Annotated in this window: 12 protein-coding genes and 3 riboswitches; of the genes, 3 read left to right on the top strand and 9 right to left on the bottom strand. The window is 46.5% G+C overall.

What is annotated here, in order from left to right:
• Nucleotides 1-202, top strand: a 202-nt coding sequence (locus AWV70_RS24545; RefSeq protein WP_235588639.1) for a hypothetical protein, incomplete at its 5' end; no start/stop codon positions are given.
• A 139-nt stretch (nucleotides 203-341) separates the two neighbouring features.
• Here AWV70_RS24545 and AWV70_RS11815 read toward each other — a convergent pair.
• The 9 genes from AWV70_RS11815 to AWV70_RS11775 form a co-directional block, all read right to left on the bottom strand.
• Nucleotides 342-1,676 (bottom strand): NCS2 family permease, encoded by a 1,335-nt coding sequence (locus AWV70_RS11815; RefSeq protein WP_060207311.1) that lies wholly within the window; start codon nucleotides 1,674-1,676, stop codon nucleotides 342-344.
• 141 nt (nucleotides 1,677-1,817) lie between these two features.
• Nucleotides 1,818-1,919, bottom strand: a riboswitch (purine riboswitch).
• Nucleotides 1,917-3,455, bottom strand: coding sequence for a glutamine-hydrolyzing GMP synthase (gene guaA, locus AWV70_RS11810; protein WP_060207309.1), 1,539 nt, complete (start codon nucleotides 3,453-3,455; stop codon nucleotides 1,917-1,919). Its footprint overlaps the riboswitch before it by 3 nt.
• 111 nt (nucleotides 3,456-3,566) lie before the next feature.
• Nucleotides 3,567-3,668, bottom strand: a riboswitch (purine riboswitch).
• Nucleotides 3,669-3,698: 30 nt separating this feature from the next.
• A complete protein-coding gene (locus tag AWV70_RS11805) occupies nucleotides 3,699-5,894 on the bottom strand; it encodes a DUF4129 domain-containing transglutaminase family protein (protein WP_235588640.1) in 2,196 nt (731 codons plus the stop codon).
• A complete protein-coding gene (locus AWV70_RS11800) occupies nucleotides 5,894-7,099 on the bottom strand; it encodes a DUF58 domain-containing protein (RefSeq protein WP_060207305.1) in 1,206 nt (401 codons plus the stop codon). Before AWV70_RS11800 ends, AWV70_RS11805 begins: the two co-directional genes overlap by 1 nt.
• The gene (locus tag AWV70_RS11795; RefSeq protein WP_153009974.1) at nucleotides 7,096-8,046 is read right to left on the bottom strand and encodes an AAA family ATPase; all 951 of its coding nucleotides are present in this window, start codon (nucleotides 8,044-8,046) and stop codon (nucleotides 7,096-7,098) included. Before AWV70_RS11795 ends, AWV70_RS11800 begins: the two co-directional genes overlap by 4 nt.
• Nucleotides 8,047-8,265: 219 nt before the next feature.
• Complete coding sequence (gene nadE / locus AWV70_RS11790; protein ID WP_060207301.1) at nucleotides 8,266-9,090, bottom strand: ammonia-dependent NAD(+) synthetase; 825 nt, start codon at nucleotides 9,088-9,090, stop codon at nucleotides 8,266-8,268.
• 13 nt (nucleotides 9,091-9,103) lie between these two features.
• Entirely contained in the window at nucleotides 9,104-10,573 is a 1,470-nt protein-coding gene (locus AWV70_RS11785) for a nicotinate phosphoribosyltransferase (protein ID WP_060207299.1), read from the bottom strand.
• 84 nt (nucleotides 10,574-10,657) lie between these two features.
• Nucleotides 10,658-10,972 (bottom strand): DMT family transporter, encoded by a 315-nt coding sequence (locus AWV70_RS11780; RefSeq protein ID WP_060207298.1) that lies wholly within the window; start codon nucleotides 10,970-10,972, stop codon nucleotides 10,658-10,660.
• A 1-nt stretch (nucleotide 10,973) separates the two neighbouring features.
• Nucleotides 10,974-11,312, bottom strand: a complete 339-nt coding sequence (locus AWV70_RS11775; protein WP_060207295.1) for a DMT family transporter — start codon at nucleotides 11,310-11,312, stop codon at nucleotides 10,974-10,976.
• 137 nt (nucleotides 11,313-11,449) lie between these two features.
• Nucleotides 11,450-11,556, top strand: a riboswitch (SAM riboswitch).
• 72 nt (nucleotides 11,557-11,628) lie between these two features.
• Between AWV70_RS11775 and AWV70_RS11770 the strand changes: the two genes are divergently transcribed.
• Both AWV70_RS11770 and AWV70_RS11765 read left to right on the top strand, forming a co-directional pair.
• Nucleotides 11,629-12,768, top strand: a complete 1,140-nt coding sequence (locus AWV70_RS11770; protein ID WP_153009973.1) for a methionine biosynthesis PLP-dependent protein — start codon at nucleotides 11,629-11,631, stop codon at nucleotides 12,766-12,768.
• A gap of 15 nt (nucleotides 12,769-12,783) precedes the next feature.
• Nucleotides 12,784-13,539 carry a cyclase family protein gene (locus tag AWV70_RS11765; protein ID WP_235588638.1) on the top strand — a complete coding sequence of 252 codons (756 nt, stop codon included), beginning with the start codon at nucleotides 12,784-12,786 and terminating at the stop codon, nucleotides 13,537-13,539.
• Nucleotides 13,540-13,675 lie beyond the last annotated feature (136 nt).

Genomic DNA, 13,675 nt, shown 5'->3' with positions numbered 1-13,675 from the left:
CGAAGATTCGTTTGTTCTTTTCACCGACGAGGTCGGCTCCAGAACTTTATTTGTTGACGTTTTGCTGTTCAGTTTTCAAGGTTCATGTCTTACGCTGTCGGTTCATGTCGTTCTCTCGACTGCTTTACTACTATACCAAATGACATTTAAAGTGTCAATAGTTTTAACGAATAATTTTTTCATTCTTGATTTCCCCTATTGAAATGGCCTTCATATCAATACGGCTATCCACTTCTACGGATGGTGTATTTCAAATTTCCTTATTCAATTGATAGTAAACGGAACGGCTCCAAAGGAACCGTTCCGTTTACTATGCAATTAACTTCCAATAATACTCGATATCATTTAATAAATATGAAATAAAGGATGAAGATGATGAAGAGCCCATACATGATCGGGTGAATCTCTTTCCTTCTTCCGGCCAGCAACATCGTGATCGGATAGAAGACGAAGCCGATTGCGATTCCTGTTGCAATGCTGTATGTCAGTGGCATCGTGATGATTGTGAAAAATGCTGGTACTGCAATCTCGAATTTCATCCATTCGATGTTCCCCAATGTCGATACCATGAGCACGCCGACGATGATGAGGGCCGGTGCTGTCACTTCAGGAGTGATAACGAACAATAATGGAGAGAAAAACAAAGCCAGCAGGAATAATATTCCCGTTATAATAGAAGCAAATCCTGTTTTGGCTCCAGCAGCAACACCTGCAGTCGATTCGATATAAGAAGTCGTTGTCGACGTTCCGAACACCGAGCCTGTTACGGTCGCCAATGAGTCTGCAAGCAATGCTTTTCCAGCACGCGGCAATTTTTCGTCCTTCATTAATCCCGCTTGTGTAGCTACTGCAACCAGTGTACCTGCCGTATCAAAAAAGTCGACAAATAAGAAAGTGATGACGATAACAAGAAATTGAGTTGTCATCAAAGATGCCGGATCGTTGAAGATTGCTTCGAACGCCGCACCGAAAGTCGGAGCTACGGACGGTACTTTGTCGACCACCTTCGACGGAACATCAATCAGGCTGACGATCATTCCTAAAATCGTCGTCAAGATCATTCCATAGAAGATGGCTCCTTTTATCTTACGCACCATCATAATGATCGTGATAACCAAACCGAAAATCGCTAAAAGTGTTGGTCCAGCAGACAAATCACCGAGTGCTACGAGTGTATTCGGATCTGCAACGATGATATTCGCATTTTGGAATCCTAGGAAAGTTATAAATAGACCTATCCCCGCTCCAACCGCATATTTCAATTGTGCCGGTATAGCATTGATGATCATTTCACGTAATCCTGATAACGATAGAATAATAAAGATAAGTCCAGAGAATAATACGCCTGTCAATGCGGTTTGCCAAGGAATTCCATAGGTGAGCACAACTGTAAACGCGAAGAATGCGTTCAAGCCCATACCTGGTGCCAAGCCAATCGGGTACTTTGCAATTAACCCCATGAATAATGAACCTACTGCTGCCGCCAATGCTGTTGCGACGAAAACGGCGCCTTTATCCATCCGCATCGCATCAGGAAGATCAGGAACCCCTTCCAAAGAAAGCATGATCGGATTGACCGCCAAAATATATGCCATTGCAAGGAAAGTGGTAAGTCCACCGATGATTTCTCTCCGGTAATTCGTTCCAAGCTTTTCAAACTCAAAGTATTTCTTCATGTTAACCGTCCTTTTATGTAATTTTAGAATGAAGCCACAGGTCTAATGTCAGCGGGCCGGAGATCCATTTCAATAATCAAAAAAGGAAGTATACGATATATACTCGTATACTTCCCCGCGACAACCGAATTAAAACGATTTCCGCTTTAATTCAATCATCGTAGTCAGAACATTTACGGCGTCCTGGTAGAGACTTTTGGGCCATATCCCCAAAGATATACGATGCAGTTATTCAATTTTTTATTCCCACTCGATTGTGCCCGGTGGTTTTGCAGTAATATCGTAGACGACGCGGTTCACTTGGTCGACTTCCGATGTGATGCGTGTGCTGATCTTTTCAAGCACGTCCCAAGGGATGCGTGCCCAATCCGCCGTCATACCGTCCACGGAATGAACAGCGCGGATGCCGATTGCATGGTCGTAAGAACGTTTTTCATTCCTCTTTCCAACACTGCGGATGTCCGGTAGGATTGCGAAGTATTGCCAAATTTCCCGATCAAGTCCCGCTTTCGCAATTTCGTCACGGAGAATCCAGTCTGCTTCACGGACGATTTCAAGCTTCTCTTCCGTAATCTCCCCAAGCACACGAACGCCAAGGCCCGGTCCAGGGAATGGCTGGCGATGCACGATGTCAGAAGGCAAGCCTAGCTCGGCACCTACAGCGCGTACTTCGTCTTTAAACAATGCTTTCAACGGTTCAATCAATTCGAATTCCATGTCTTCCGGCAGTCCCCCGACGTTATGGTGAGACTTGATCACTTCATCCGTCGCCGTTCCGCTTTCGATGATGTCCGCGTAAATCGTACCTTGAGCAAGGAAATCGATTCCTTCGAGCTTTGCGGATTCCTCGTCGAAGACATAAATGAATTCATTACCGATCACTTTCCGTTTTTCTTCAGGATCTGTTACGCCTTTCAGCTTGTCCAAAAAGCGCTTGCGGGCATCGACTTTAATGAAGTTCATATGGAACTTATTGCTGAATGTGTCGACGACGCTTTCCACTTCGCCTTTACGAAGCAGGCCGTGGTCAACGAAAATGCAAGTGAGCTGGTCGCCGATCGCGCGGTGGATCAATGTCGCAACAACGGATGAATCGACGCCGCCGCTAAGCGCGCAAAGGACTTTTCTGTCGCCGACTTGCGAGCGGATCTTCTCGATTTCGATCTCGATGAATTTTTCCATCGTCCACGTCTTCTGTGCGCCGCAAACAGCAAAGACGAATTGGCTAAGGATCTCTCTGCCTTCAACGGATTCCGGGGATTCCGGGTGGAAAAGGATGCCATAAAGGTGTTTTTCTTCATTTGCAAAAGCGACCGTACCGCCATCCGGGCCTGTCGCGATAGCTGAAAAGCCTGATGGCAATTCAGAGACCGCATTCCCTCTGCCCATTAAGACGGACTGCTTTGCTGCAAGTCCAGACAACAGCTTCGAAGCAGAAGTGACATTGACTTCCTGAACATCGGCCGCCTCTTTCCCCGTTTCAGTTTTTCCGCCGAATTGTCGGGCGATCACTTCCGCGGCGGAAGCAATTCCGAGCACAGGGATGCCAAGTTCAAAAATGCCTGCGTCAATTCCGAGGTCAACTTCCTTCGATCCGCCGGAAAGGATGATTCCGACAGCCTGCATATTTTTGATGTCCTCCGCTGTAACGGTATGCGGATGCAATTCACTGTAAACCCCTAACTCACGGATTGTGCGTGTAATCAGTTGGTTATATGCGTTACCGTAATTCAGCACTACAATCTTTTCCTGTTCGATCAATAAAGGAGCCGTCGACAATTGATCCACCTCTTCCAATTAGTTTCCGTTGCCTCATAAATCAGCAAAGACGCGTAAGAAAGTCCTTCTTTCCACGCGTCTCATCGTTCTATCTACTGCAGGCAGAAACAGACATGGCTGTCCCGCCTTCATAGACAAGCCATTCACGGTGGCCTGGTAGAAACGTCCGAACCATATTATCGGACATATATGAGGGCATACGGTTGTTCTTTTTTTCAATCTTACGCTTCCGACTTGCAAAAATCAACAGGAAGCCCTATTGATTAAATCTTCCCATATTTCCTGCAAGCCTGCCCAATCGCCATGATTTGTATACCCGCCATACAGACCGCGTTCATACGCCTCAGTGAGCATCCGCATCCGGCGGCCGCCGAAGTGCCTATCAACCGTTTTCGCATATTCGGATAACGTCATGCTATCCGTCCGTTTAAATCCGAATCGGTCCAATTGCTTCAGGAGGCTTTTGTATTGCTTTGTATACATATCCCAATCCGTTTTCTTCTTCCGATATGTGTTTATGAGCAGTTTCGGAATCCATTTCCCGCGATGTTTATACACATTCCATGCGATGACTAGCAACACTGCAATCCCGATAATCCCAATCCATGCATTTTCACGCAGAAATTTATCCGTCTTGCTGAAGAAAGCAATGAAGCCGCTATCTTCTTCCTTCTTAGCAGGTGTTTCCGCGCGGTCGACTTCGGGCTTCTCACGCTCTTCCATTTCCGGCGCTTCCGGATCGCTCATATCCGTTTCAAGGTCATATTCAATACCTGTAGTATTCGAAAATCCGATCGTCGGCTCGAAAGGCATCCATCCGAAACCGGGAATATAAGCCTCTACCCATGAATGCGCTTCATTATTGGTCACGGTATATTCCATCTTGCCCCTAGAATTCGTTTTTCCTTCACCCGGAGCAAACCCCTTCACCCAGCGTGCCGGAATATCGGATGCGCGCAGCATGACGACCATAGAAGTGGAGAAGTTGTCGCAATAGCCACGTTTCGTATCAAACAGGAATTGATCGACATAATCCTCATTCCCTTTCGGCACCGCCACGTTCTGCTGATCGTACATGAACCCGTTTCTGGCAAAATAACGTTCAATCGATTTCGCTTTTTCGTATACGCTCTCCTCTTTGCCGGTAATATCGAGCGCTAATTCGCGTACACGATCCGGCAATTGCTCAGGCAACTGCAAGAATTCAGTGAAATCCACGGATTCCAGCGCATAGTCATCCATCGATGTTTCGCGCAACGCGGTTAAGCTGTATTTTTGCTCGACGATGTCGATACCAAACGAATCGAGCTCTGTCTCTTCCCCATCTTTCATCACCCAAAACTGGCCTGTCTCCTCACGATTTTGCAACACAACGTCCGTTCTCGTATGGATTTTGGACGTACCGTATGGATAGACGAGATAAGGTAATTGTTCCTTCATATTGATTTCCGCATGAAGGGATCCGGTCCCTTCCGGCAAACTATCTGCTCCGTCAAAAGCAAGTAATGATCCAGGGACGATATTAACAGGCAACGTCTCACTGGATAACTGCTCCCACCCTTTAGACGTGTACGTGTTTTTCGTTTCGATTTTCCAATATTGCTTTTTAGGGACAGTCGCACTGAATACGACCGTGTTGTCCTGTGAAAATGCGCCCCCTAGCTTCGAATCATCCGTATCATAGCCGCTTTTCGAAACAAAGTTGCCGCTTCCAATCCCTTCCCCCTGCACGACTGACTTTAAGAAAGGAACGGGGTCAGCCCAGACCGGCCCCCGATCTGGCATGAAGCTCGCGAATGCACTACTGCAGATGACCGCGAATAACAAAGGGAGTGAAAAAGTGGCGAACATTCCCGTCCCCATTTTTCGTCCATGTCGGTCTGAAATGCGGGAAATCGTCAGCAATCCGATTAATAAAAGACCCGATACCATAATCCTGAAAATTGCGCCTTCCGCGGAATAAGAGCTGAACGTATCCAAAACGGCGATGAAGATGACCGTCATCGCATAGAAAAGAAGGATGCTTTTCCGCACCTCGATCCAATGCCGGATCAAGTAAATGGTCATCCATAACAGCACAAAAAAGAGAACCGTTCGGAAAGGATTCGTTATGCCCTCCCAATTCCAAGCCGCAATAATGCCGATGTTGGACAAAAGATCCTGCGTCAACAAAGAAACCGTTTCCCTCGACAACATGACAGATTCAAAAAACACATAATGAAGCGACCAAAATAGATAGATGAGCTTCAACGGCACAGATAGCCACCATCTCATCTTCAGTAAGCCGAACAGGAAGGATATGGCGATGAAATAAAGGAAGACCGCTATATATTCCGTATCGGTCAATTCAATGACAGGCAGAAGCCATTCCCAGAGCAGGACAAAAGCCAGTGCATACATGAGTATAAGGAAACGCATATCCGTCCTTCCTTCCTTCATCAACTGGCCACCTCCTTAAACGCCTCTGAAAATTGCTTTCTGCTAAGTGCATGTATTGTGATCCCTTTCGCTTTAGCGAATCTGATTTGCTCTTGAAGCTGCGGAGGCAATGCACTTTCTCCGTCAACAAGCACAAAACAGATGATAGATTTCGTATTTTTCACGATGGCCATCATCGATTGGATGAACGTCCAATCGGGATTTGACGTCACCAAGACGACGCTGCCGGCAACCGCTGGTAGTGTCGAAGCCAATGGCTGAACATCTTCCGCAGCTACTGGCCTTATTTTAGCTAAATGTCCAAATACATCGTGCAGCTGGTCTGCTGAATGGATGAATGGAAATGCAACTGTCTCTGCCCCCACGGAAACGAAAGCGATATTCGCCTGATGGTTTGCAGCCTCCTCAACAATGGAAGCTGCGAGTTCAACTTGCTCTTCGAACAGATTCGATTCCCTGCCGTCGAGCAAAACGATAATATCTTCCGATTGCCGATCCTCAAATTCCTTCGTCATCAGATTTTGCGTACGGGCGAATGATTTCCAATGGATCCATGTGACCCGGTCCCCCGACTGGTAATCCCTCACCCCTGTCGCCATTGTTGTATCCTTGACGAGCGAAAACGGGGATATGAGAGAGCCACGGTCATATTGGGCGTTGATCGGCACGTATTTGATGGAAGTAGTATTCGGATAAACGAGGATGGCATCCTTCAATTCAATGAATATACGTTTTTGAATCCAACCGAAAAAATCGGAAACTTCTATTTCGACGCCCTCCACAATATGCTCGCCTCTAGGAAGCTTGTCGATTTCATACGAAAATTCCATATGTTTTTTGAAGCCGAATAAAAAGATCTGTTTCGTACGATTTTTCGTATTTTTAACCATGGATGGATCCGCCCATTTTTCAATCGCAACCGTATACAATAAAGGAAAAGGTACTGTCCGCGTGAGTTTTACCGTAACGGCGAGCTTCCCACCTCTCTCAATCGTCTTGGTACGGATGATGCGCTCGGCTTTTATATTATTCATCGGATAGGCAAATAGAGCGATTGAATACAAGAGAAAGGGCGTCAACATGTAAAAGATCGTCCAACTTACTTTACCGCCTTGGAACATCGCAAAGACATAGACGGAAAAGAAAAGGCCGACGATGAAAACGAAGCGGCCTGTCACCGAAAGCAATTCTTTCCCTTTTTTCATTTCGATCCAACCCGGTCAATCGGTACGCTTACACGCATGAGAATCCGTTCGACGATTTCATTGGCTGTAATCCCTTCATACTTCGCCTCCGAACGGAGAATCATCCGATGATCGAACACAAATGGAGCCAAATACTTCACGTCGTCTGGCGTCACATACGTTCGTCCTTTAATGAGCGCGTACGCCTGGCAAGATTTCATGAGCGCAAGCGACCCCCGCGGACTGACCCCCAGATAGACGTGCGGATTATTGCGTGTTTCCGATGCACAATCGACAATATACGTTTTGATTGTATGATCGACATTCACTTCTTTCACCGCTTGTTGAAGCTCTGTCAACTCTTGAATCGTGAGGACGGTTTCGAGATGATCGATCGGCACTGATTTTTCCGCGCGGGACAGCACTTCAATTTCTTCGCCGCGCTTTGGATAGCCCATTTTCAGTTTGAAGAGGAACCGGTCCAATTGCGCTTCCGGCAACGGATACGTCCCTTCGTATTCAATCGGGTTCTGGGTCGCCATGACGAAAAACGGCTGCGGAATCCGGATCGTCTCCCCATCCACTGTCACGGACGATTCTTCCATGCTCTCGAGTAGGGCGGCTTGGGTTTTCGGAGACGTCCGATTGATTTCATCAGCTAGAACGATATTCCCGACAATCGGTCCTGGCCGGAACTCGAATTCCATTTCCTTCGGGTTGTAGATGGAGACACCAAGTACGTCCGACGGCAATAAATCCGGCGTAAACTGTATACGCTTGAATGAGGCGCCAATCGATTTTGCCAGTGCTTTTACCATCATCGTCTTCCCTACTCCGGGCACATCCTCGAGTAATACATGCCCGCCTGCAAGTAGGGCTGTCACACTTAACTCCGCGATATCCCGCTTGCCGATCATTACCTTATCTATATTCGCAAGAACTTTGTCGATCACTTCTGCAGATGTCATTCTTCTTCCTCCCATTCCAGCTTCTCTCTATAACTTGCCCAAAATCTTACAATAACATGTCCGAAAATTTACAAAATGCAACTTAATAATACCGTAATAACGAATCGGCTACAACCTCTTGCAAACACTATAAAACAAGATATGACAAAAATACACAAAAACAGATGAAGGAAAGCTTCGTGCATTCCTTCATCTGTTTTAGTTGTGGGCTATTGATATTCATTTCCAAAAATCGTCAAATATCGTAATCGGCATATGACGCTTATGCTCCGATCGTTTATAATGCTTTTCAATCGTTTCAAGTGCCTTGGCTGAAACCTGCTTCCCTTCCAGGAAGTCATCAATCTCGTCATACGTGACACCAAGTGCAATTTCGTCGGGCAATGCAGGCTTGTCGTCTTCGAGATCGGCAGTCGGCACCTTTTCGTATAAATGCGCAGGCGACCCGAGCTCCTTCATCAATTGACGGCCTTGCCTCTTGTTCAACCGATAGATCGGCATGAGGTCGGCTGCACCATCACCGAATTTCGTATAGAAACCGGTCACTGCCTCCGCTGCATGGTCGGTCCCGAGAACGACACAGCTATGCGTCGCTGCGATGGAGAATTGGACTTTCATCCTCTCCCGCGCTTTTTCATTCCCTTTCGTGTAATCGGAAATGATGATTCCAGCATTCAACAATGCCTTTTCACTCGCATCGACCGCTTCTTTAATATCAACTGTATAGAGTAGGGACGGCTTGATGAAATCAAGGGCGTCCTGCGCATCTTCTTCATCGAACTGCTTTCCGTACGGAAGTCTGACGGCGATAAACTTAAACCGGTCCGTCTCGTTCTCTTCGTTCAGCTCATCCACGGCTATTTGCGCGAGCCTGCCGACGAGCGAAGAATCTTGCCCGCCCGATATGCCGAGAACGAAGCCGTTGACGAATGGATTTTTCACTGCATATTCCTTCATGAAATCAATCGATTTGCGGATTTCCTCCTTCGGGTCAATCGATGGCATGCTTTTCAGCTCTGCAATGACCTGTTCTTGAAACGTCATTGTCCGCCCCTCCTCATCTCATTGAAAACTCGTCCACTTTTTCCTGGACTTCACGGATATTGCGCATTTTATTGTCCCAACATTTCTGGCTCAAGTCGACCGGATATTCCTCCGGATTTAACGAACGTTTATATTCATCCCATAATAAATTCAAATTATCGTGGGCGTACTGGCGCATTTCATTCAACGTCGGATTTTGGTACAACACGTTTCCGCCTTCGACGACTTTCGTATGCAAATTCACAGCATCGAAATTCGTTACGAATTTGGAAATGAATGTATGCACCGGATGGAACATTTTTATCCTTTTTTCGACTGTCGGGTCTTCGTCGTACATTGTGATATAATCTCCTTCCGCCTTGCCGTTTTCCCTGTCGATGATGCGATAGAGTTTTTTCCGACCTGGCGTCGTCACTTTCTCGAAACTGGATGAAATTTTGATTGTATCTTGCATTTCGCCTTTTTCATTTTCAATTGAAACAATTTTATAGACGGCGCCAAGAGCCGGTTGATCGTAAGCGGTGATCAGCTTCGTACCGATTCCCCACGAATCGACCTTGGCCCCTTGCGCTTTCAAGTTCAAGATCGTGTATTCATCCAAATCATTCGAGACGACGATTTTGGCATCGTGGAATCCGGCTTCATCTAACATGCGCCGCGCTTCTTTCGATAAGAATGCGATATCACCACTGTCGAGGCGGATGCCGATAAAGTTAATTTGATCACCAAGCTCTTTTGCGACTTGGATTGCCGTCGGAACTCCTATTTTAAGCGTATTATACGTATCAACGAGGAACACGCAGTCCTTATGGCGCTTGGCGTACGAATGGAACGCCTCGTATTCACTGCGATATGCTTGTACCATCGAGTGGGCATGCGTTCCCGCAACCGGGATGCCGAACCGCTTACCAGCACGCACATTGCTCGTTGCTTCCACTCCGCCGATGACAGCTGCACGCGCTCCCCAAACTGCCGCGTCCATTTCATGGCCGCGCCTGCTGCCAAACTCCATGACAACTTCATCTTTGACGACTTGCTTAATACGACTTGCCTTTGTCGCAATGAGCGTCTGGAAATTGACGATATTGAGAAGTGCCGTTTCGACTAGCTGAGCTTCTATCAATGTCGATTCCACACGGATGATCGGTTCATTCCCAAATACAAGTTCCCCTTCTTTCATCGAATAAACATCTCCCGTGAAACGGACGTCCTTCAAATAATCGAGGAAGTCATCCTTATAGCCGAGTGCCTCCTTCAAATAAAGAAGATCGCTTTCACTGAAATGAAATTCCTTCAAATAATCGAGAATCCGCTCAAGCCCTGCAAAAATCGCATAACCATTCCCGAACGGCAAGTTTCTGAAGTACAGCTCAAATACCGCTTTCCGTTCATGGATGCCATCCGCCCAATAAGATTCCGCCATGTTGATTTGATAAAGATCTGTATGTAATGCCAAACTGTCATCTGCATATTTCGAGCTCATGCCAAATCTCCTTCTTCCGCATTCTTCTGATAGATCCAGTATACACTATTTACCCTTAATTCGATTGAAATTAACATATGCCATTCAACCAAACACTTTCAACCCGACCGCTCCTCCGATAATCAAACAAAGGAATAACATCCGTTTCCATCCTGCCGCTTCCTTGAAAAACAAAATGCCCATCAGTACAGCACCTGCCGCACCGAGTCCGGTCCAAATTGCATAGGCCGTCCCCATCGGGATATCACGCATCGCGAGTGACAAAAACCAAAATCCAACCGAAAACGTTCCGACGATGAGTAGCAGGCGGGACCACGACCTTTTCTGCAAATAAAGATTGATGGCCATGACGCCAAAAATCTCCCCGAAACTCGCTAAGACCAAATACACCCACGCCATCTCAATCGCCCCCTTCCACTGTCGCATCGGATTCGAACGTCGTCATTTTTATCCCGATGACCCCGACGATGATAATCGCGATGAAAATCACCTTCGTGATGGAAAACTCCGCATGGAAAAACAAAAAATCGATGAGGACAATAGCCGCCGCACCCGAACCAGTGAACACCGCATAGACGGTCCCGGACGGCAATGTCTCACAAGCCTTTATAATTGCATAGAAACTAATAATGACGGCAATGACGGTTCCCGTCCATTCAAGTGCAGAGTCGGAATAACGAAGTCCGATCACCCAGAAGACCTCGACAATCGCCGCCACTAAAACATAAAGCCAAGCCAATGGAAATCCTCCTCGTCATTCAACATGCCCTCATTATAGCAAAAGGTTACAGACATTCATTTCCGAAACTTCTTGCATTCCATCCGGAAGCATGATAACTTTAGATAAATCATTTTTCTAACAATTACATATTTTAATTCTTATCACGAGAGACGGAGGGATTGGCCCGATGAAGTCTCAGCAACCAGCCCGATTTTGGTATGGTGCTAATTCCAAAAGGCGACGAACGTCTTGAAGATAAGAAGATTGATTTCAACAACTGTTGGAGGCCCTCTTCTTATATAGAGAGGCCTCTTTTTTTAATAGACTAAAGGAGATGGACAACTTGACAAAGCAGGGCATCAACACAAAATTGGTACAGTTAGGAAATCAGAGCGATCCGAGAACAGGAGCCGTCAATCCTCCCCTTCATTTTTCAACAGCATATAAGCATGATGGATTGGGTCTCTCCACGGGCTACGATTATACCCGTACGAAAAACCCGACTCGGACGATCCTCGAAGAAGGCATTGCCAATCTTGAAAACGGCGACCGCGGATATGCATGCAGCTCGGGAATGGCGGCAATCCAACTCGCCCTTTCCCTCTTCAAATCAGGAGATGAACTGATTGCACCTGACGACCTGTACGGCGGCACCTTCCGTTTATTTGACCAATATGCCGACCTATACAACATCCGGACGACGTATACGTCATTCGAGAGTGTGGAGGAAACGGAAAAATTGATTACCGAAAATACGAAAGCGCTTTTCATTGAAACACCGACAAATCCGCTCATGCTAGAAATCGATATTGAACAGAATGTGGAGCTTGCGAAAAAGCACGGTTTGCTTGTGATCGTCGATAATACGTTTTTGACTCCCTATTACCAACGCCCGATTGAGCTAGGGGCGGATATCGTCATCCATAGCGCAACGAAATATATTGGCGGCCATAATGATGTGCTCGCCGGTCTCGTCGTCGCCAAGGGAGAAGAGCTATGCCATCGATTAGGGGATAATCATAATGCGATCGGTGCGACACTTTCTCCGTTCGATTCTTGGCTCGTCATCCGCGGTTTGAAAACTTTGCATGTGCGGATGAAGCAGCATGATGCTAATGCGAAGGAGCTCGTCTCTTATTTGCAAAACGAACCGCTGATCGATGATGTTCTGTATGCAGGGAAAGGAGGTATGATTTCGTTCAGGCTCCGAGAAAGTGATTGGGTCGATCCGTTTTTACGGAATCTGCGGCTCATTACGTTTGCAGAAAGTCTTGGGGGCGTTGAAAGTTTGATCACGTATCCAACGACGCAAACGCATGCGGACATTCCTGAGGAAGAGCGAGAAAAACGTGGCGTCGATAAAAGGCTATTGCGCTTCTCAGTCGGATTGGAAGAGGCAGAGGATATCATCGCCGATTTAAAGCAAGCCATTGCGATTGCTGCTGAAACGACTGCTGTCGTTCAAAACAACTAATAGGGAAAGAGAGTGATGAAAATGTCAGTTGGAACAGTGAATGAAATACATGCAGCACTTCAGCTGTTAAAGAGCAAGGAGTGGGTGGATTTAACCCATACTTTTGGACCTGACTCTCCCCATTTCTTCATGTTTGACGATGCCAAATTCGAGACGCTTTTTACTCATGATGACGGCTTCTTTGCCCAAAAGTTTTCATTTCCAGGGCAATATGGCACTCATATCGACGCACCTATCCACTTCGTCCGCGATACACGGTATTTGGATGAGTTGGAGTTGCAAGAGCTGGTCCTTCCGTTAGTCGTCATCGATAAATCGAAGGAGGCCGAAACCGACAATGATTTCACATTCAGCATCCAGGACATCTTAAATTTTGAAACGGTTCACGGCAAAATCGAAGAAGGCACATTCGTCGCATTACGTACAGATTGGAGTAAACGTTGGCCGGATCACAAGGCGTTTAACAATAAAGACGAATACGGCAACAACCGAATACCGGGCTGGGGATTGGACGCATTGAAATTCCTTTTCGAAGAGAGAAATATAAAAGCGGTTGGCCACGAAACATACGACACCGACTCTGCTGCGGACTTCCGCAAGAAAGGAAAATTGGAAGGAGAATATTATGTTCTTGACCAAGACACGTATCAGATTGAATTGATGACCAATTTAGATAAAGTGCCCGCTAAAGGAGCCATTATCTTCAATATTGTTGCTAAACCCGAAAAAGCATCAGGCTTCCCGGTTAGATCATTTGCCATTCTTCCGTAATCCTTTCAGTCCATAAAAAAGGCCGCCTCGGTAATTCAGCGAGACGGCCTTCTTTCATTATTATTTAACTACCGCTTTTGTTTTTGAATAAAACTCGATGAAATTGTTGACGACGCTATCCAAGAAGTCGATTGTC

It is taken from the genome of Sporosarcina koreensis (assembly GCF_001531445.1).
Taxonomy (GTDB): Bacteria; Bacillota; Bacilli; order Bacillales_A; family Planococcaceae; genus Sporosarcina; species Sporosarcina koreensis_C.
The sequence above is the reverse complement of the archived record's forward strand: the minus strand, read 5'-3'. Positions and strand labels throughout refer to the sequence as shown.